At 58.0% G+C, this 19,202-nt stretch carries 15 protein-coding genes; 7 read left to right on the top strand and 8 right to left on the bottom strand.

The features are described 5' to 3' along the window. The first annotated feature begins 1,091 nt into the window (after nucleotides 1-1,091). Entirely contained in the window at nucleotides 1,092-4,937 is a 3,846-nt protein-coding gene (locus ACREYQ_RS25910) for a hypothetical protein (protein ID WP_432260842.1), read from the top strand. Nucleotides 4,938-5,386: 449 nt separating this feature from the next. After that, nucleotides 5,387-5,830, top strand: coding sequence for an HU family DNA-binding protein (locus ACREYQ_RS25905; protein WP_432260841.1), 444 nt, complete (start codon nucleotides 5,387-5,389; stop codon nucleotides 5,828-5,830). A 110-nt stretch (nucleotides 5,831-5,940) separates the two neighbouring features. Here ACREYQ_RS25905 and ACREYQ_RS25900 read toward each other — a convergent pair whose 3' ends face one another. Beyond that, nucleotides 5,941-6,279: a hypothetical protein gene (locus ACREYQ_RS25900; protein ID WP_432260840.1), complete on the bottom strand. Its 339-nt coding sequence runs from the start codon at nucleotides 6,277-6,279 to the stop codon at nucleotides 5,941-5,943. A 415-nt stretch (nucleotides 6,280-6,694) separates the two neighbouring features. Here ACREYQ_RS25900 and ACREYQ_RS25895 point away from each other — a divergent pair, with 415 nt between their 5' ends. Both ACREYQ_RS25895 and ACREYQ_RS25890 read left to right on the top strand, forming a co-directional pair. Further along, nucleotides 6,695-7,774 (top strand): ComEC/Rec2 family competence protein, encoded by a 1,080-nt coding sequence (locus ACREYQ_RS25895; protein WP_432260839.1) that lies wholly within the window; start codon nucleotides 6,695-6,697, stop codon nucleotides 7,772-7,774. A 9-nt stretch (nucleotides 7,775-7,783) separates the two neighbouring features. After that, nucleotides 7,784-8,596, top strand: coding sequence for a hypothetical protein (locus tag ACREYQ_RS25890; protein WP_432260838.1), 813 nt, complete (start codon nucleotides 7,784-7,786; stop codon nucleotides 8,594-8,596). A gap of 414 nt (nucleotides 8,597-9,010) precedes the next feature. On the opposite strand, the gene ACREYQ_RS25885 is transcribed toward ACREYQ_RS25890, so the two are convergent. Further along, nucleotides 9,011-9,889, bottom strand: coding sequence for a DNA adenine methylase (locus tag ACREYQ_RS25885; protein WP_432260837.1), 879 nt, complete (start codon nucleotides 9,887-9,889; stop codon nucleotides 9,011-9,013). Between the two features lie 1,267 nt (nucleotides 9,890-11,156). Between ACREYQ_RS25885 and ACREYQ_RS25880 the strand changes: the two genes are divergently transcribed. Further along, entirely contained in the window at nucleotides 11,157-11,873 is a 717-nt protein-coding gene (locus ACREYQ_RS25880) for a hypothetical protein (protein ID WP_432260836.1), read from the top strand. Nucleotides 11,874-12,131: 258 nt separating this feature from the next. Here the strand turns inward: ACREYQ_RS25880 and ACREYQ_RS25875 are convergent, their stop codons facing one another. The 4 genes from ACREYQ_RS25875 to ACREYQ_RS25860 form a co-directional block, all read right to left on the bottom strand. Continuing rightward, nucleotides 12,132-12,416, bottom strand: a complete 285-nt coding sequence (locus tag ACREYQ_RS25875; RefSeq protein WP_432262657.1) for a helix-turn-helix transcriptional regulator — start codon at nucleotides 12,414-12,416, stop codon at nucleotides 12,132-12,134. Between the two features lie 44 nt (nucleotides 12,417-12,460). Further along, the gene (locus ACREYQ_RS25870; RefSeq protein WP_432260835.1) at nucleotides 12,461-12,970 is read right to left on the bottom strand and encodes an HAD domain-containing protein; all 510 of its coding nucleotides are present in this window, start codon (nucleotides 12,968-12,970) and stop codon (nucleotides 12,461-12,463) included. An 86-nt stretch (nucleotides 12,971-13,056) separates the two neighbouring features. Next, nucleotides 13,057-13,629 carry a transposase gene (locus tag ACREYQ_RS25865; RefSeq protein WP_432260834.1) on the bottom strand — a complete coding sequence of 191 codons (573 nt, stop codon included), beginning with the start codon at nucleotides 13,627-13,629 and terminating at the stop codon, nucleotides 13,057-13,059. A 41-nt stretch (nucleotides 13,630-13,670) separates the two neighbouring features. Further along, nucleotides 13,671-14,000, bottom strand: coding sequence for a hypothetical protein (locus ACREYQ_RS25860; protein WP_432260833.1), 330 nt, complete (start codon nucleotides 13,998-14,000; stop codon nucleotides 13,671-13,673). A gap of 374 nt (nucleotides 14,001-14,374) precedes the next feature. Here ACREYQ_RS25860 and ACREYQ_RS25855 point away from each other — a divergent pair, with 374 nt between their 5' ends. Beyond that, nucleotides 14,375-14,782 (top strand): helix-turn-helix domain-containing protein, encoded by a 408-nt coding sequence (locus ACREYQ_RS25855; protein WP_432260832.1) that lies wholly within the window; start codon nucleotides 14,375-14,377, stop codon nucleotides 14,780-14,782. Nucleotides 14,783-15,043: 261 nt separating this feature from the next. Here ACREYQ_RS25855 and ACREYQ_RS25850 read toward each other — a convergent pair whose 3' ends face one another. Further along, a complete protein-coding gene (locus tag ACREYQ_RS25850) occupies nucleotides 15,044-15,400 on the bottom strand; it encodes a hypothetical protein (RefSeq protein WP_432260831.1) in 357 nt (118 codons plus the stop codon). A gap of 876 nt (nucleotides 15,401-16,276) precedes the next feature. Between ACREYQ_RS25850 and ACREYQ_RS25845 the strand changes: the two genes are divergently transcribed. Beyond that, a complete protein-coding gene (locus ACREYQ_RS25845; protein ID WP_432260830.1) occupies nucleotides 16,277-17,833 on the top strand; it encodes a phage integrase family protein in 1,557 nt (518 codons plus the stop codon). An 844-nt stretch (nucleotides 17,834-18,677) separates the two neighbouring features. Here ACREYQ_RS25845 and ACREYQ_RS25840 read toward each other — a convergent pair. Further along, a complete protein-coding gene (locus ACREYQ_RS25840) occupies nucleotides 18,678-18,983 on the bottom strand; it encodes a hypothetical protein (RefSeq protein WP_432260829.1) in 306 nt (101 codons plus the stop codon). Between the last annotated feature and the right edge of the window lie 219 nt (nucleotides 18,984-19,202).

Raw genomic sequence — 19,202 nt, 5'->3', positions numbered from 1 at the left:
AGCAGATGACGTGAGTTGGTGAACCCGCAGCCAGTTTGTGGAGGGGGTCGCATCGTTACGAGCTACCGAGCCCCATGCGGCGACGTGTACATCGCCGGAGACCAAGGTCGTTCGCAATTAGCGTCGTTGTGCAGCATCCACCAGTCGTCGGAAAAGGCGTTTGCGCTCCTCGCGTCATACAGTGCTCGGCCTGGCTGCCCGACCGCGTAGCGGTCAATTCGCGAGCGGGCCTCAAAAGAGATCCTCGATTGAGGATAGCTAGGTTATTCCGGTACATAGGCTCGATTGAGCATTTCCAAAGGAATAACCAGATACATATCCTCCCGTAAGCATATCTACAATCTTTTGGGAGGATATCTTTCTTGAGGTATGAAAGGGACAGCCGAAGGCCCCCTGTGCGCAAGCTTGGGTATTGCCTTCCACCCGGCAGATTGCCAGGATCTGACAGTCTTCTCGAGCCGTGCGCTATCTTCGCCCGCGTGCCGGTTGTCTCAGCTCTTCCCCCGCAGAAACCGGTCTCCCCTCATCGCTGCCGTGTTCAAGCCGACCAACGAGGCGGTCACCACCGATCCCTTTCAGGCGGAAAGGGCGGCCCTCCCCTCGGGCGCCTTCAGGATCGGCCGAGATGTGACAAGAGAGTATATATCCGGGGGAGGTAATGATTTAGATAGTTTTGAAGTAATAGGATTTGATATTGGCTCGGAAGAATATAAAGCTTCCTCAAGCATGACATGTACAGCCACCAATACGTTATCGACGTTGCGTCATCGGCTAACGCCTGTTGTCAACGAACATAGGCGGAGGCCGGTGTCGTTGCTAAGGAAAGGTCGTTATGGTTGTCGAGAGCACGCAGCGCCAATCGACATTACAGCCATTCGTCGCGACCAGCTTGTGCGGAAGTTCGGTAGATGGCGACGCGCAGGTGTTAAGTGAACGCGCCCGCAGCATGCGGAGTGCTTTAATATAGACCGGTTCGGCCGGGCCCATCATGTTTTGAGGGTGTGCGAAGGCGGAGGTGCGGCGGCGGTACGTCCTCGGTGGACACTGCGGAAAACTAACCAGATTGGGAGGCGTCGTCTCGACGACGAGGTATGTCGATTGAAATCACTGGACAACTGAAGTACCGTCTGCAAGACCATGTGTGCACGCTGCTAGCGGTGCTTGGATCAGGCAATACCGGAGTCTCACTGCAAATCGAACCGAAGGATGGCGAAGATGCTCTGCTAATCCAATCCGATGGTGGCAACGTCAGACTTTTGGAGGTTCAGGTCAAGGGTGCGGGCAGACGTATCACGCATGACGTGCTGGCCGACTGGCTCGCGCACTTTCCCGGTCACGAAGACAGCGGTTCGCTTCTAGAAAGGCTTGTCGCCGACCAGAAGAAGTCGGTGCTCTTTGTGGCCAGCGGTCGATGCAATGATGAAGTCGTGCCTCATGCTGTAGAGCTGTCTGTGCATACGACAGAGGTGAAGAAGGGCTCAGTGACGGTTCAGACGGAGCGTGGGATGCGGGCCGGTCTGCAGAACTACGCCAACGCGACACCGAAGGCAGACAAGAAGCTAGCCAAGAAGCGCCGAGCAGATATCGGAAAGCAGCTATCGCTCACGTCGACGACTGCCCTGAAAGCATCGCTTCAGCGAGTGCTCATTGCGGAGCGGCTCGATGAGCCGACAATTCTGCGACGAATTCGAGACGAGCTTGAGTCCCGTCACCGAGTAGTTCCGGATCGTGTTGAGGAGGTAACGAGGCGCATTACAGAAATAGTCGTGCGCGAGAAGCGGACCGGCGTCGATGTGCTGCTCGAAGTGAATGGCGTCATTGCGTCCGGAGCCGCCGCGGATCCTTTGGTGGCAGCATCCTATGTTCCCAGGGGGGAGGAGAAGGCATTACTGTCCCAGCTGGCGGGCGACTCTGCGCTCCTCCTCACGGGAGCCCCTCGGGTGGGCAAGACCTTCTGCGCTCGCAGCCTGGCTTCCTCACTGCAGATGCAGGGCTACAGCGTTCGAGTCTGCTCCGACGTCGCCGAGGCAGATCGCTACTTGTCCGAGCCGGTTACAGGCAACCGAGCCGCCCTTGTAGACGACCCGCTCGGAGGAGCGCACGCGGCAGATAACGCGTCTCGTGAGTTGATGCTGCTTGGCGCGTTGATTCCAAAACTGGTGAACGGTAGACGCCTCATCGTTTCTCAAGCTCAGGACCGGCTCCTGGAAGTCTCTCGATGCAAGTCCATCAATCAAGTCCGCACGGGAAACTTGTCTTGGGTGGAAATGGGAATTGGCGATGGAAGCTTCCTAGGCGCTCTATGGGCAACGTTGGCTGCCGACTATGCCGTTCCCGCGGGTTTGAAAGCTCAAGTTGCAGATGCTGTCCAGGCTGGGCAGCTGGACCTGGAGCCGGGCTGTCTCGTGTACCTTGCCGCCAACCATGATCAGTTGGATGGCGGTGCTTCCCTTGAGGAGATGATCCGCTACGCGCGTCGGGACTCAAAGTCCCTCGGAGAGGCCCTTCGGCAGGAGCAGCTAGCGCCGCTCATGAGTGCGCTTGCTGTCGCCTCAACTCCCACCTTGCGGACCGCGGAACCTGAGTTGGCATTCGTCTTGGACGATGCGCGGACTGATCGCCCTGGCGAATCAGACGTCCGAGGCCTGATGTCTTCGATTGGTCGGACCTCGACGGCTCCGCCGGCGCCGCCTCCCGGCTACGTTCCCTTGCCGGTCTTGTCGAGCCGTCAAAGTGACTTTTTGGATCAACTTGAACTTCGCCGGATGGTGAGCGGGGCGTCTCGGCGTTACACATTCAGCCATCCGTTCTACCGAGCAAGTGCAGAGTCACTCCTGGATGCAGCTACATCCCGGTCGACGGAGGCGGCGCTATCTCTCTTGGAGAGAGCGCTATTTACTATTGACGCTGACACCGCGCGAGCGGCAGCCACAAACCTCGGCTGGATCCATCAGAATCTCGGGGGCGGCCAAGAAGGCCGGCAGAGGGTGGTTGCTCTAGCTATTCGTGGACTGCGCTCGATTTTCCCTGTGGTGCGTGATTTGTGCTTTGAGTTCCTCGCGAGGAGACTGGGCTCGCTGCCTGTTGAACTGCAGTCTGACGTGTCTGCGTGGGTTCGTGACGTGACGCTGATTAATCTCTCATATGTCGAGTGGTCGGGAGACCAACCGAGGATCCCTGCAGCGACATTTGCGAAATTTCTAGAGGTCGACGCGTTCCCAGCAGCCGCTTCTTCGACCGAGGTCAAAGGCGCGTTGGAGCTCCTGAATAGCGACAGACCAGATTCGCTCTCAATTCGGGATGCGGCGAAGGTCGTCACCTTCCTAGAAGAGTCGCCGCATCAACTGACTTCGCAGATGACCGCCCGACTTCTCAGCATTGACGTTTCAATGGTCCGTGCACCAGTTGTGCGTCTGTGGCTAAGCGAGCCACGCAGTGGTGACCAACATCTGCTGCAGCGTATCTTCAGCGAACAACACCCAGCGATTACGCAGGCTGCGTATCAGGGGGTGTTGGATGCTTGGTCTTCGTGTGATGAGGAGCGCCGTGCTTCTCTGACCAGCGGACTGCAAGCGATGGCAGATTCGCCAGTTTCCGCCGCTGTTCTTATCGACCACCTGGTGGTCATTGCCCGCGCCGAGTTTGGCGGTCAGGAGACCCCATGGGCACTGCTCGAAGCACTGATGCCTAGAGTTCTTCTCCAGCTGCCACCCGGGGCATCCTTCAGAGACGAGCGTCTGTATGACGTGATGGATCGAGCCGTCGGAAACATCTCTCTGCCGAGCTTGCTGGAAATTGTGGACCGTTGGATAGAGCTTGTTCGGCAGTACTCGCTGTCAGGCACTCCAAGCGATTACATGCTCGGGGTTTCGGACATCTTGATGTCCGGCGTTCCGAGCGATTCCGGGGAAAGAGAAGCACGCGTAGAGGACCTGCTTGCTCTACCAGGCACTGCCAGTCGGATCCGGGTGGTATCGGACCTCGTGGATGCTTGGGACGGCCTCTCAGCTGGAGAACGCACGCGTCTGCTTCAGCATCTGACGACTGGAGCGCTAGACGAGGTGTGGCTGCAAGCAGCCGCTCTGACCCGCGCCTCGGCTCCGACTGAAATTCAAACTGCTCTGCTTCCCGAAGGAGTCGATCTGGAATCGCCGCCAGAGACAATCCTCTACAGACTGCCGCCTCAATTGCTTGCTGCCTGCGTGGAGGTTTTCACTGGCCACCATCCTGTCATCTACTACGTTGGTGCCCATGGATCGCGAAACGCTGCGTGGAATGCGGTTCTTCGAAGAGTCGTTCGGAAGCCAGAGCACCCCCTGTTCGAGGTGGCCTGGGAGTGGCTGTCCTGCGTCGGCGAGTCCGGGGAGTTGGCTGAGGTCGCACGTGAACTTGGGCCGGAACAAGCGGAGCGCCTGGCAGGGCTACTGCTTGAGCGCAAACAGCACACCTCCGGTGAGTTCATGCCGGAAGTCTGGGAGGCACTCTTTGGCCTTCCCGTTAGCGATGAGATGAAGTCGGATTGGCTAGCCCGGATGGCGGCCCTGGCGCCCGGCGCCCTCGATTCCTTGGAAGAGCACGAGAGCTGGATTCCTGAGTCGCAGCGGGAAGAGTTCTTATCGCATTTCAAGGAGGAGCTGAAACAGTTGGAATTACTGGGCGTCTTGCTGCAATTGCTAAAGGATAAGGAAGAACCGTCATCCGCGCACTCGCTGCTGAAGTCCAAGGTTCCCGAGCTGATTGATGCCATGATTGAAGGCCAGCCCCCTAAGCATTGGCGCACGTATGAAGTGATCCTAAAGTTCTTGGACCTGACCAAGTCGTCTGACGAGGCGCTGAAGAAGAAGTTGGAGGAGCGTCGCGCGCTCGGTATTGAGCAGGCCCACAAGCGTCCGGAAAGGCATACGTCAAGGCTCGAGAACTGGGACGGGCGCTCCTGATGTGGGTATGGGTTATTGGATTTTCGTGTTCATAGTGGGTCATCCCCCGCATGAAGGTGCAACCCAATCCGCGGAGAATGGTCGGGTAACGCCGACCGACGCCATCCCTTGGGCGCCTGAACTCGGCCAGGAACAATCGTTGACCAGTCTGGATGAATGCCTGGTCAAAGCTGGCTGCTGTTCCCGTTCCTGAGCGAGCGGGTCAACGCACTGAAGGCCTGATCAACCCGAACAAGGGCCTGGCCGGCTAACATCCTACTCGCCCTCAGCTTGCGGCGTGCCGCGCTGGGTGCGGGAAGGGCAGGGATTTGGCTAAGAGCTGGGCCTAAGTACTCCTACGTAATAAGCCGCAATATTCCTCGGACTCCCCCATTGCATGTGCACCGGATTCTTCGCTATGCTGCGCGAATTCCCGGTAATAGTGCCGGTAGTTCTGCAACAGGAGCCAAATGGCAACGAAGAAGACGGCCGCCCAGAAGACTGCGGCAAATAAGGCGGCAGCACCGGCAAAGAAGGCTGCTCCCGCAGCGAAGAAGGATGCGCCGGCAGCCAAGAAGGCAGCCGCAGCGCCTGTGGTCAAGCCGCTGAAGGAGGCGTTCAACAAGTCCAGCCTGCTGGCCCACTTGGTCGCCCAGACTGAACTGGACAAGAAGACTGTGCAAACGGTCCTGGCTCACCTCGAGAACACCATCGTCAGCGCTGTTCACAAGAAGGGCGCTGGCAAATTTACCCTGCCGGGCCTGTTCAAAGTGTCGGCGATCCAGGTTCCGGCCACGAAGAAGCGCTTCGGCAAGAATCCGTTCACGGGCCAGGAGCAGTGGTTTGCTGCCAAGCCGGCTTCCGTGAAGGTCAAGGTTCGTCCGCTGAAGAAGCTGAAGGACGCTGCTATTTAAGACCGATAGTGGTCAGAAGTGAAGGAGGGGAGCGATTGCCTCCCTTTTCGTTTTGGAGCCGGACTTCCCAAACCTTTTTAAGGTTGTCGCCCAGCCGTTCTCAAAACGTTTCAGCTGGGAGAGACCAGGCCCACATATACGGTGCCGATGGTATTCACGCCAATTCGGCTGCCGCTGACATCCAAACAGGAGCGAACGCCGTCCCTGTTTGGCGAAAGATCCCCCACATTGTTACCGTCGACGTAGACGTTTGCGCGATAGTCAGTGTTGCGACAGATGCGGTACGTCTTCGGACTGGTGCCCAGGTAAATCAGAGTGTCGCCGGTTACAGCTCGGCAACCGGATTCGCACGAAGGGGCAGCAAGGGTTTGCGTAGGGGTTTGCTGTTGAGCAATCGCAAGGGGCGAGCCGAAGGCAACGGCGACGGCGAACAGTGTTTTGGCGATCATCGTTCATACATAGATGGTAAGCCCTCCACTAACGGCATGCACCCCAACGCCCTGCGCCCCTATTTGGTGGGGTGTCTGGAGCGGGCCCACGACGTACCAAGGCCAGATTTTAGTGCAGGTAGCTTTGGTCTCCGCCCTTGAGACCTTCTTTCAAGCGTTTGTCTCCTTCTTCTCACCCGTCGGGTGGCCAAGTTCATTCGGTTGGCCGAAACTCGGGGCTAATTTGCCTACGGACAAACATTTTGAGCAATTTTGTAGCTTGTGCAATTGTCTTGACGTTGTAAACATCTCTTTTACAACAACATCCTTGAGATATGCGTTCTGATCCGCATTTGCTCTCGACGCGCGAAGCCGAGAGCCAACGGCAAAGCCCGAACAGGCGGACGAATCTGGAGGAAACAAGGTGGTACAAGCAATGGAAATTGACTTCCTGCCAGTCGGGAAGGGAGAAAGCAGCGGCGACGCGATTGCGATCCGCTGGAAGGAAAGCGACCGGTACAAGGTCATGATCTATGACGGCGGCACGAAGGACTACGGCGAGGCCCTGGTCAACCACGTCAAGGGGCACTACGGCACGACCCACGTGGACTACGTGGTCAACTCCCATCCCGACAACGACCACGCGGGCGGGTTGCTCTACGTCCTGGAGAACATGACCGTCGGCGAGCTGTGGATGCATCGTCCGTGGCAATACAGCGCGCAGATCCGTGACTACTTCCACGACGGCCGCATGACCGATGAGAGCCTGGCGCGCCGGCTGCAGGAGAAGATGTCTGCGGCCCATGCGCTGGAGAAGGTTGCGCAGGAGCGCAACATCACGATCCGCGAGCCGTTCGCAGGCAGCCAGATCGGCATCTTCCATGTCCTGTCGCCCACCCGGAATCGCTACATCGACCAGCTGATCCCGGAGTTCCAGAAGTCGCCGGAGCTGAAGAAGGCTGCAGCCACGCTCGAGTCCTTCTTCGACAAGGCGGTCGACAAGACGGTGGAAGTCCTCAGCAAGGCGGCTGACCGCTGGGACATGGAGTTCCTGCCCGAGACCGTCTCGACGAGCGCCGAGAACGAAAGCAGTGCCGTGCTGTTTGCCAAGACGGAGGCCCACGGCTACCTGCTGACGGGCGACGCCGGCATCGAGACGCTCCGCGCGGCGGCCGAGTACGCGCAGGCGATGGGCTACGACCTCCCCAGCCAGGTCACCTTCGTCCAAATCCCACATCACGGCGGGCGCCACAACGTGTCGACGGAAACGCTCGACCTGATCGTGGGCAAGCCGTTGGCGATCAAGCCGGAGAAGTTCACGCGCACGGCATTCGTTTCCGCGGCGAAGGCAGCGCCGACGCACCCGAAGCGGGTGGTGACGAACGCCTTCCTGAGGCGTGGCTTCAATGTCGCGCAGACCAAAGGCCAGTCGATCTATCACTTCCGTGGTGCCGAACGCCGGGTGGGCTGGGGGCCGCTGACTTACGTCCCGTTCTACGCCGAACTCGACGACTAAGGGGCCGTCATGGATCTCGTCAAATCTGTCACCCAGTTCGGGGACAAGTACGAGCGGGAGGCCCGGCTTGTGCCGGCGCTGCTGGCCCTGCTGCCCGCCCTGGTGCTGATCGTCGCGCTCTACCGGGAAAAGCTCGGCTTCTGGAGCACCATTGGCACGGCGGCCGTGGCTTGCGGGGTGCTGGGGCTGCTGGCTGAGCTGGCCCGCCAGCGCGGCAAGTCGAAGGAAAAGGCGCTGTGGGCCAAGTGGGGAGGCGCGCCGAGCACGCAGGTCCTGCGGCACTCGGATGACACCTTCGACATGATCTCGAAGGAGCACTACCACGGGGTCTGCGCGAAGCTGGTCGGCAAGCCCTTCCCTGCCGTGCAGCAGGAGCGCGCCGCGCCCGACCTGGCCGACGCGCTATACACGGCCGCGGGCAACAAGCTGCGCGAAGCCACCCGGGACAAGGCCAAGTACGAGTTGCTTTTCAAGGACCTCATCTCGTACGGCTTCCGGCGCAACGGCTACGGGCTGCGCACCATCGGCATCGTGATCAGCCTGTGTGCCTTGGTTTGGGTGGCCATCCGCCATGGCCTGACGATCTGGGCGTCCCGGTATCAGGAAGCAGCCAACATCGAGGCCTTGCTCAGCGGCGAGGAGCTTGCCACGGTGGGGATCGCGCTGGTCATGCTTCTGACCTGGGTATTCTTCTTCACTGAGGAGATCGTAAAACAGTCGGCTTTCACCTATGCCCGCTCGCTCATCCTGACCTGCGAGAAGCTCAATGACCCCCAGCCGGCGCCCGCAGCCCCTGCGGCGCAGCCCAAAGCCGCCGTGTGAATGCAGACCCTTCCTCGCGGAAGGGCTTTTGCACCGAGGCCTCGGCGCCTGATCGCAAAAGTCGTGCGGGCCTGAGCGGCCCGTGCACCGCCGGTGTCCTGTAATCCCGCAGCAAAAACGACAACGGCTTGGGCGTTTGCGGCGCGGTCGTGCTCTGTGCGATAAGTCTCGTCCCTAGAGTCACGACGGTTGGCAGTGGCCGCAGCTGTTTTCGTGCAGCTTTGGAATCTCTTGACCGAATCCAGAGCTATTCCGGGGCATGAAGTGAGGTGGTTTGTCCGATTTGTGTAGAAATCTCCCCCCGGCCTGTCCGAAAACTGTTGGATACTCGCGCCGCAGCTGTCGCGAGGCGATCTGCAGCGTTGCCGCGCTGCCGCGCTGGTCATGGCTACGTCACCGAGATACTTTCACAGCTTAACGCTCGAAGACGAATATGCCCTCGGCGACTGTTCTTCTGTTGCCCGCTTGCGCTGCGACGCTTCTTCGCACCTCCACCTCGTGGCATTCTGCGCCTCGATACAGTTCTCGAGTCTCGGCTGTCAGATGGTTCGAGATGACGACCGGGATGCCCCTTGCTGCAGTGGCGCGGGCCAAATCTGCCAGCTCTTGTTGACGTTCTCGTGGAAAGCCTTCTGCGGTGTACTTGGTGAAGGACGGTGCATCAGCGAGGTCCACGTACGGTGGGTCGCAGTAGATGACATCTCCCGGCGTTGCAAGCTTGAACGCGTCCGTGAAATCGCCTTGCACGATGACTGCTTTGCTCCGCGCGCGTTCACTGAACGCTCGAATGCTGTCTTCCGGTAACGTCGGGGCTTGCGCGGCCCGGCCCCACGGCACATTGAAATTGCCCTTTGCCGAGTATCGCGACAGCCCGTTGAAGCCAAACTTGTTGAGATACAGGAAGTAGGCGGCCCGAACGTCAGCGGGCGCCGCTCGGTTGAACGCGTCCCGGACAGCCAGGTAGATGGCTTCGTTGGCTGCATGGTCGGAGAACAGCGGGCGTGCCAGCTCGATGATTCGCTCGGGACGCTGGACCATCTGCTTATACATGCAGATGAGGTCCACGTGCGCGTCGAGCAGGAGATAACTCGAGTAATCAGTGCCAAGAAACACGCTTGCGCCTCCGAGGAACGGCTCCACGAGCCGATTGCCGGCAGGCAGCAGCTTCCTTAGCAAGGGTAACAGTTGTGTCTTCCCGCCGGGCCATTTCAAAATCGGACCAGCCGAGGCCGAAATATTGACAGGGGCAGGGGAGCCTTCGTGAGCGGCTTGAAGTCGAGGATGTTTTTGCATCCTCGGTATAGCCGATTTGCGTATGCATGACGCGCACGAAAGTAATGCGCTGCCGACCGTGATGACAGCCAAGCAAATGCGGCGGAATCACCGGAACCCTGACGTCCACTCTGCAGCTTACATGAGCGTACACTCACAACGGGCGAGCAGGGGCAACACAGCGCGGGCGGCTGGCTTCTTGGCGGCTGCAGGCAACAGCCTATGAGTAATCGCTCGATCCAAGGCCGCTGCACTATGCTGCGCTGCCGTTCGTTCTCAGGCGCTTGGGCGCTACTCATGAATGGGGGCGCAGGCAGTACGGCAGCGTCCGCGACGAATGTTGACGGAATCGTCGCAAACAGGAGGCGATATGGGTCCCTGCAGGAAGTGCGGAACGTGGTGCGAGGCGGTAATGTATGAGCTCTCTGCATGTTTCGAGAAGCTTAGCTTCCCTGCTGACACCTATCCGGTAGCTGATGTCGGTGACTACCTCTGGATCGAGGAGTTCTGCTCTTGCGACTGTCGCGCTGCAGCGCGACAGTCGGTGCTCGCCAAATACGCCATCCCGGTGCGATATCCCGGGTCGGGTCCCGTTGAAACTTGCGCCCGGTGTGGGGCGCCGGTTGACATGACCGCCTGGCACCTCGCTGTTTATCAGATGGACATGCTGATAGAGAGCGAAGATGTGCTGCGACCGACGAATGCTACGCTCCTTGCAGTTCTATGCCGACGGTGTTGCCACATGCAATTCGGCGCCGAAGTCATACCAGCATTGGCTTCCTCCGAGGCCGTCGCGGATGGCAAGCTCCCTTGATTGGCGGCGCAATCCATCAGTTCTGAGGGCAGTGGCCCGCTTCATAGTCGAAGGATAAGGAAAGTACGGTTCGTCCGTACTGCTCTGGCGCGCGTGGTGGTGCTGAGAGCGCTTGTCGGCGGGGAGGGCAATGGCGCAGCGCATTGGCCGAGTTCGCCTGGACTCTAAGCGCGGGAATCGCGAGATTACGTCGAACACGGGCTCAATTCCGGCGACGTATTGGCGATCAGCCAACGCAAGAATTGATTTTCGAAGAAGATTTCAAAAAGAACCGTAACGACTCTCAGCTCTGTTACAAAAAAGTTTTTTCGAAAGAGTGCCCATATTTTCAGGGGACATTCCATATTCATCGCGGATGACCTTCAGAAAACCATCATAGAGGTGCTTGCGGTGTTCCCCAAGCCCGCGTTATAAATATATTCATGCCGCTCAGAACCGAGTGCTGCGTCGACTAGATAGTATGGTGTTACATAAATGATGTCTTGCACCGAAAAAAACCTGTTTGTAAAACGTATTATGCCAACTTATCAGAACTTTATCGTTTATAACGACTTGAAGAAGCGTGACCAGCCGCGCCACCCAAAGAAATTCGATTTGTGCCCCATCACGGGAGAGGTCTTGGAGAATGTCGTGCTGATGGAGGCCAGTCCGGCATACCCACAGCTGGCGGATGGACTCGAAATTGGTGCCGTCTATGAGTACAAGTTCGAGGAATCATCTTGGTATCGCGACCGGAGTAAATCGGGCTATCACGTCGCGCTCTTTTGTGAGGCGCTGGTAAAGTTGACTACAGGTAAAGAACTAGACGGAACGTACAAGCCATTCGACTGGTGCGACGAGTTGTCGGGCTTGGTCGAGCGGCATGGGCCGTGGTCTGAATCGGAGGGGAAGGGTCCATTTTGGGAGTTTCTTCGCTTCGGACTACGGGGTGTGCCGTTCGGGCCTGTGGCATGCAGGAAGCTGGCCGCGGACTTCGACAAGTGGGAGCCATACGCGTGGTCACTCGGAGACTTCCAGTTCTACGAGTTCTATCGCATGATGCGCAAGTGTTTTGGTTCTGTGAAAGAGAACGGTGCGGTGTTCTTTCCCTATACATGGTATGACGGGAACGGAAGGAAATACACGGAGCCTCGGCTCGGAAGCGACCCAATTGAGGGTGCGGTCTACGAGGTAGAACCGTCGCTGATATGAAATCTAGCGGGTACCGAGCACAGCGGTGCTCGCATTCTCATGCCAACTGCGTTTGCGGAACTCAGGTGGACACGTTTCTCCGGCATCCGAGACCTTCCGACTGCGTTCGCAGCAGGCGTGGAGATGCCTGCGGTAGATTGAACGTGAGGCAGCTTCTCAGAGCCGGTCAGTTGCGCGAATGCATATTCGTTTGCAAGTAGTCTGCGAAGATGGCCAACAGCTTCTTGGAGACTGCGCGTCGTATTCTGTATTCACCTTTCAAGCTGGCTTCTTGCCTCGCGGCTTGCTTGCGCGCTGTCGTGGCTTGGCCTGTCTCGTCAGCATCAGCGGGTTGATTGTCGGCACGGGGGCGATGGTGTCTAGCCACGACTCCCGACCAAGGACTCGAAGTACCTGAATTAGTGTGTGTAGTGTTGAACCATTGCCGGACTCAAGATTCCGTAGCGCGCGAAGGCTAATACCCGCACGCTCCGAAAGCGTAGCTTGGTCCAGGTTGCGATGTATGCGATATGTCCTGAGATGCCCCCCAAGTTCGGCTTCCATCTCCGCCGACGTCAGGCATCTATGAGGGCCGCCCATCTTCGGAGTCATTGCCGTTCCAGCCACTCTCGGAATCGCTGCTGCGCGCCTTCTTCGCTGATGCCGCGCTCCGAGTCGAGAAGTATGAAATGCTGCATCAGTTTTCCAGGATCTCCGCCGAACTTGAATACGCCATAGACGGCATCGTCCAATGCTATCCAGTTCTCCAATCGCTTGCCGCACGCGTAGCTGCCGATGTTGTACGTCCGGTCAATTCCACTTTGCAGGTAACTTAGGCTGGGCCTGAAATTCCTGATAGTGCCAACGACCCGCTTGGCAAGCTCAGGCGGGAGATGTGCAATGACTCTCTCGAGTGGCAAGGTCTGCAGCCAGGGCGTCGTGAGGACGATCTGCACGGATGGATGCGGCCGAAGCATCTCAACCAGCAAGGGGGCGAACTCGAACAGCGGTCGATCGGAATCGAGAATGATCTGTCCATCTTCAGCAATGAGGGCGTGGCCGGCGTGCAGAGTCCCGTCAAAGTTAAGAAAGAGGGTTGGCGTGAAACAGTCGAGCATGAGTTTAAGGCCGGGGTGCGCGCCGCTCGCGGGTGAAGCATTGCTCGACTCGACACCTGCGCAAGATGGACGGCAACCTATTTGTGCTACGGCTCAAGGTCATTCTTCCAGTTCTCTAGGTGCCGTGTAACGGAAGCCGGATTTGAGAAGTCGAGCAAGAGGAATTGTCCTCCCCCCAATCGGGCTAGGGACTTGAAGAGTTCAATACGCAACCGAGTCATGATCTCCGGTGTTGCTGCTTCATTCAAGTCCCCACCCGCAGCGCTCCAGAAGGCTTCGCGATATAAAAGGTACTGGAGGTCTGGATCATCGTCGAGGCCTCGCGCTACATACGCATAGACAACCTCGCCATCCTGATCTTCAGGAATCTGTATCAGAGCGCAGTCTTTCTCGACCCATTTCAGCCCGAGGGCAACCGCTTCCTGCAAATCGTTTGAGAAGTACCAAGTCAGACTGTCGTCGGGGTCTTCGATTGCATAGGTGGGATAGCCAAAGCGCGTTAGGCTGGCCAGCAGTTCATCGGGGCTGCGGCAGGTTGCCTTTCCCAACGCGTGAACCACCGGCGGAATGTCCTGGACTATCCTTCCGAGGTGCAGGGCCGGCGTCGGCCGGTAGCCGAAGGCGCAAGGTCCGTAGGCGGGTAATTTCGTCGTGGTCACAGCGTCCTCTCTACTGGGCAATATGTCGCTTCGCATGTTCGCTACCACTGCAGCAGTGCCTTAATGCGCAACATCAACCAATCCAGCTCTGCACCCGAGACCCAACCCTTTCGTGAAACGGATGTGCGCACGCGCCTGAGCGTCTCGACTGGCGAATGGTGGTGATGCTTCGCGGAGTCCTTTTGAGCGACCCGAAGCAATTGCTTGGCAAGGTCTTCGCAGAAGACCCAGCGCTCGTATCGTTCCTCGGCGGTCTGGCCGGCAACGTAGACGCCTCCAATCTGACGCAATCCAAGTTTGGGTTGCGCGCCAGATACTGCAGCTGGAAGGGTGTGTCGCGGGAAATCGTCGGGTACGTCATCGAGGTTCATTTCTTGCACTCCAGTGGACCGGTGCAGGGCATGTTCCCCAGGAAAGCCATAGTTGCCGGCGCCGCCATATCAAACTCGGATGGAAGGAGCTGAAGCGTTGCCGGACATGACTGCTCAAGGAATCGTCAAGGCGAGCAACATCCGCCACTTCCCGGCCCAGGCTTGTACCGTGCCTAAGTTAGTACCGTCGCATTGTAGGCATTTGCGTTGTATATGTAAACGACAACAACTCAGGTAGTTACAACTTATATGCTATAGACGTCCGAGTTGTAATCATGGATATATCGTCACTTTAGAACTGACGGTTTCCTGGGATGGCGTCGCTGCGGCAGAACTTCGCACACAACCTAAAGCGACTCCGCGAGGCGCGAGGTATGTCCCAGGACGACCTGGCTACCAGCCTAGATTCCGACCGGACGTCCATAAGCCGCATCGAGCGAACGGCGCCCAACGTGGCGCTAGATAAGGTCGGATTGTTGGCAGTAGCGCTTGGTGTTGATGCCCGACAGTTGTTGTCAGCCAAAATGTCTGAGGCAAGTCTTACTGCATCCCATGTGACACCTCCGACGTCGAAGGATGTTGGTGCGGCGGTTCGCCGCTACAGAGATGCTGCGGGGATCTCCCAAAAAGAACTTGGAGACAGGGTCGGCCTGGACCGCAATCACATCTCGAGAATCGAGGTGGGCTCCACAAACATTGCATTGGACACCCTTGAGAAAGTCGCCACGGCTTTAGGGGTGTCTGCCGCGGATTTGCTCCTTCCGAACCAGAGCCCTTTGTGACGAGGCTCAGCTTGCAGCCGCGGTGCCGTAACCGAGCTGGTTCATCAGACTGAACAAAGCTGAGGGCAAGCCCGAGTCGGAAGCAGTAATCGTTGCGGGAGTCCGGCGGAGCACCGCGACAGTGGCGCTCGTTGTGGATTTCGCATTCGCCGCAAGCGGCAGATATTTGCCGCTTACCCCGCAGTTTCCAACATAACCGGCAGAAATCTGCCGATTGTCCCTGCCCCGACGTACGTGGCGGAATTCCGCAGTCGCACGTGATCAGTCGTCGCGCCCAAGTTGCGCGTTGTAACGCATACGCCAATCTTCGAGAACATTGCGCAGTTCATCCAGGGAGATGCTTGTGGAGCCGTTTATGGCGTTCATTAGCGAGCCCATCAGGGTGCTCACGGAATCTGTGGCTTCGCAGCCGGGATGAATGATCACGGGAAGCCCGTGGGCGGCGCCCCACGCCACAAGCGCTCCCTGGTGAATGGTCTTGTTGCCATCGAAGTAAATGCGGCTCAATGTCCCCGGCGCAGGGAGCGCCGAATTCAGCCACGCCCCAATGGTCGATCCCAGAGGCGCGACCAGGAGCTCGAGACTGAGGCAGGTCCCGCGATGGAGGTCGATGAACATGGTCATTACGCCCGAGGCCGCCCTCAGCGGGAGGCGCTTCGACACCAGTAGCCAGGAGCCCGCGAGTTGAAGCTCCGGTAACTCTCTCCCCACGAGAGCCTGAATCTGTTCGTGTGTGGTGGCCGTCCGAGAAGCCATAGCAATCTCCCGCAGTACGCCCTTAAAGAGAGTTCAACGACAAATGGTTGTCAAGGGGGGGGAAAGGTGAGAGAAGAAATTGAGATGTCTGACCATTCAGCTGGCGCAGTCAATGAGCGGCCAGGATCGCCGGCGTCATACATGGATAGAGCGGACTTATCAATATTCATAAGCCCCCTTTTTTTGCCGATTATGATCGAAGTCTACGCGTAAGAGGCAGAAGAATGCCTCTTACGGTGATGCCATCGGCGATCGCTAGTTCCGGCAATTAGCAGAAATTGGCGCCCTCTGCTTCACGCTAAAGCTTTGCTCCTCGTATTGACGACCAAAATCGCCTATCAAGATATCAGCAGATATCTGCATCAGCGGACGAGCGGAAGAGGCCAAATTCGGACGTCGCTGCCTTGGTCCGGAAGGAACTGCGTCATGGGTGCCAGCACACGGGGCTCAAGGGCGGAAGGACAGACCGTTGCGGAGGGCGGCAGCGCTAATCGGCGGCGTGGGCCAGGTACTCCGATCTCGGCCGTTCGGTACCTGGGCGCCCATCACTTCGCCTTCTATCGAGGTGTCATCGAAGGTCTGGACCTGGCGGAACTCGGTGACCGTTACCTCGAGACGGGAGCCGACCGGCGGGCGGCTCGCGCCGAGGTCCGGGTAATAGAGGCTGAGCTGCTTCGGGGTGTGCAGAGGCTTCAGTCGGAACGAGGCGTCTCTGGGACGCCAACTGAGGCGGCCGAGTTGCTCGACGAGACGACGTGGCGGGAGCTGTTCACCACCGTCGGCGAGCATTCACGCGATCAACGCAGGCGCCGCGCCCGGCAGTTGCTGGCGCTTGACCTGGTCAGGCCGTATCTGACCCGGACGCCTGCACCGGAAGATTCCGTTGCGGCGTGGTTTGCCCCGGCGGTGGCTTCCCGTCTCTCGCGGGCGGGTCTGGCGACTCTCGACGACCTCAAACAGCAGGTCGTCATGCGCGGGATTCGCTGGTACCGGCTAGCGCGAGGAATCGGCCCGACCACGGCGCGTCGCCTGACAGCCTGGCTCATCGAAGCGGCACCAACGCTAGGCGTCATTGCTTCGGCAGCACTTGTGCCTCGAAGAGTCGCATCGCATGAAGAGTTGGCGAGTTTGCGTCCTGCTGCTGTCATGGTGGCTCCGTTGGAGGCACTGCAGTTGCCGCTTGCTTGTGATGGACGAAATGGGCACAACCGCCCACCGCCAGGCACGACATCACGAACATCTGCACAGAACGACCTCGCGGCCATCCAGGCCTGGCTAACTGTCCACGGGCCGGCGGGGAGTGCTACTTGGAAGACGTATCGTTGCCATGCAGAGAGACTCTTATTGTGGGCAGTCTTTGCGCAGGGCAAAGCGCTATCCGATTTGACAGTAGAGGATTGCGCCGCCTTTCTGGACTTCCTTGCCAATCCTCAGCCAGCAGAACGGTGGGTTGGGCCACGAGGCGTGCCACGTTTCCGGTATGACTGGCGTCCATTTGCAGGACCGTTGTCATCGGCGAGCATTCGCCAGAGCTACACGGTGGTAAGCAGTCTCTGTCGATGGCTGGTCGATGCTCAATATCTCCGATACAACCCGTTCGCCCTGGTGCCAAAGCCCAAGAGTGCTCGGACGAGAATCCAGGTCTCACGAAGCTTCACCAAGTCGCAATGGGCATTCCTTCAGCGATATGCCGCGGAGCTACCGGACGATGACCCTCGCAGTGCACGTCTTCAATTCATGCTGCGCTTTGCTTATGCGACCGGACTTCGAATTGCGGAGCAAGCTAGAGCCGCTGTCGGGCAACTCGTGCATCAAGACCATCCAGAGGATCCGCGCGGGAGCTGGTCGCTGGTCTTTGTAGGGAAGGGAACGCTTGAGCGGGAAGTGCATGTGTCACATGCCGTCATGCAGGCGTTGACTCGCTATCTAAAACGCCGGGGGTTGGGCGACGACATTGGGCGACTACATCCCGCGACGCCATTGATTGGGCGTGTGAAGGCGGATGGCAAAGCAGGGAATATATCGGCGGGACAACTCCACGCCATCTACAAGGGTTTCTTTAAAGATACGGCCCATGCGATGGAGAAGGATGATCCGGTAAGTGCGCAGCGTCTCGCAAAGGCTTCCGCGCACTGGCTGCGTCATTCGTTTGGCAACCATGCCGTTGCACACGGTGTCGCTCTCGATGTTGTACAGAGCCAGCTAGGTCATGCTTCACTCGCGACGACGTCTGTGTACGTTCATGCAGAGACCGGGCGACGCGCTCAGGAGCTGGAGCGGACAGGGCTTTTCTAACATATACATGTAGGCTGGCTGCGCCGCTGGTACTAGAGGACCTGGCGGCGGCTCTTCATGATGCAATATCACACGTAATTAGTGGATTTGATATATCGAAAATCAAGAAATTCGCGAGTAGCGAATAGTGATATTCAACAATATATCTAAAGAATAAGGATTTCACGTCAAAAAATTTGCGAGCATGACTCTGCTGTATTCGCCGGAGAAATAGTCAAGAATTTCCTTGCGTAAAATTTTTCATGATGTACCGTAAACCCCGATGGACGATTGAAGTTTTAGGGCGATGGTGCAGGCGGTGGGGTGGTCGGTAGGGAGTGGGAAATGAGCAAGCAACTGTCAGCGCAAGGCAACCAGAACGAAAGCGGCCGCATCGTCATAGCCCTCCCATCGGAATGTCTAACGTGGCAGCCCGACAGCATTGGTCAACAGGTGCCAGTACGGTCACGAATCGGAGCGCACGGACCTGCGCGATGCAACGTAGAGGCTCGGAGAAATTGCGAGGATGGCCTAGGCGTGCGTCAACCAACTTCAGCGCAAATAGCCGGTTGGCGGGACGAGCACCATAGTGAGACCGAGTGTCTCTTTCGGCACGGACCACGACGGAGAAGACATATTCGTGCAGCCCTTGATCTCGAGTTCCTCACTGCTTCGTCTTGCATGAAGGCACCACGAGGCTATGTTGGGGTTTGGGGAAGCGCAGCATGGTCGTGGCAGTTAACTTCCTCTTCCGACAGTCGTTGCACGCTCTGCGCGTGGGTCGTTCATTCTATGGCTTCTTGGGTTCGTTCTGCGTCTTCGACCTTGTTGGAAATTCCTTGATAGACCTGCGGAAGCGTTCGGGCTAAAGAGCGTTGAATACACCTGATCGACAAAGAAGGCCGAACCGCTGAGGCGTCTGTCTGGCAGTTGATGTCGACATCCCGCACAACACAAAGGAGTAGGCGATGACAAGGGCGCAAAGGAACTGCATTGCCACGAAACCGCTGAGGAACGGAGAGATCTCGTCGAAAGGGATCGGGAATCTCATATTGCCGCCGCCCTGGCGAAATGAAGTTGAACGCCAGGTGAGTCGCGAGATTGTCAAGGAGGCTATCCGAATTTGGATGAAGAAGAATTTCCCCACAGGCATTCCGATGATGCTCATCATGGACTGTGCGAACCTTAGGCAACGGCTCTCGGAGGTGGATGATGAAAGCAAGGTCAATTGATTGCGGGAAGCAAGGTGCGCAACTAGCAGGAAACGCTGCTCAGAGGCACAAGAAGTGTCCTGTCGACCCGAGTCAGGGAATGAAGTTATACGAACATACCCAGGCTCAAGTTGAGTTGGCTCAAAGGAGATGGGAAATGATAACGAACGGTAATCCGT

Source organism: Cupriavidus sp. TMH.W2, assembly GCF_050847365.1.
Classification (GTDB): domain Bacteria; phylum Pseudomonadota; class Gammaproteobacteria; order Burkholderiales; family Burkholderiaceae; genus Cupriavidus.
Note: the sequence above shows the minus strand (reverse complement) of the source record. Positions and strands in the feature narration are given on the sequence as shown.

What these genes read in the sequence shown, in the direction of transcription:
- ACREYQ_RS25870 (WP_432260835.1), bottom strand. Translation starts at nt 12,970, where the DNA reads ATGCTCGACTGTTTCACGCCAACCCTCTTTCTTAACTTTGACGGGACT.
- ACREYQ_RS25875 (WP_432262657.1), bottom strand. Translation starts at nt 12,416, where the DNA reads ATGGAAGCCGAACTTGGGGGGCATCTCAGGACATATCGCATACATCGC.
- ACREYQ_RS25900 (WP_432260840.1), bottom strand. Translation starts at nt 6,279, where the DNA reads ATGATCGCCAAAACACTGTTCGCCGTCGCCGTTGCCTTCGGCTCGCCC.
- ACREYQ_RS25905 (WP_432260841.1), top strand. Translation starts at nt 5,387, where the DNA reads ATGGCAACGAAGAAGACGGCCGCCCAGAAGACTGCGGCAAATAAGGCG.
- ACREYQ_RS25885 (WP_432260837.1), bottom strand. Translation starts at nt 9,889, where the DNA reads ATGCAAAAACATCCTCGACTTCAAGCCGCTCACGAAGGCTCCCCTGCC.
- ACREYQ_RS25850 (WP_432260831.1), bottom strand. Translation starts at nt 15,400, where the DNA reads ATGTTCATCGACCTCCATCGCGGGACCTGCCTCAGTCTCGAGCTCCTG.
- ACREYQ_RS25895 (WP_432260839.1), top strand. Translation starts at nt 6,695, where the DNA reads ATGGAAATTGACTTCCTGCCAGTCGGGAAGGGAGAAAGCAGCGGCGAC.
- ACREYQ_RS25890 (WP_432260838.1), top strand. Translation starts at nt 7,784, where the DNA reads ATGGATCTCGTCAAATCTGTCACCCAGTTCGGGGACAAGTACGAGCGG.
- ACREYQ_RS25840 (WP_432260829.1), bottom strand. Translation starts at nt 18,983, where the DNA reads ATGATGAGCATCATCGGAATGCCTGTGGGGAAATTCTTCTTCATCCAA.
- ACREYQ_RS25860 (WP_432260833.1), bottom strand. Translation starts at nt 14,000, where the DNA reads ATGAACCTCGATGACGTACCCGACGATTTCCCGCGACACACCCTTCCA.
- ACREYQ_RS25910 (WP_432260842.1), top strand. Translation starts at nt 1,092, where the DNA reads ATGTCGATTGAAATCACTGGACAACTGAAGTACCGTCTGCAAGACCAT.
- ACREYQ_RS25855 (WP_432260832.1), top strand. Translation starts at nt 14,375, where the DNA reads ATGTCCCAGGACGACCTGGCTACCAGCCTAGATTCCGACCGGACGTCC.
- ACREYQ_RS25880 (WP_432260836.1), top strand. Translation starts at nt 11,157, where the DNA reads ATGATGTCTTGCACCGAAAAAAACCTGTTTGTAAAACGTATTATGCCA.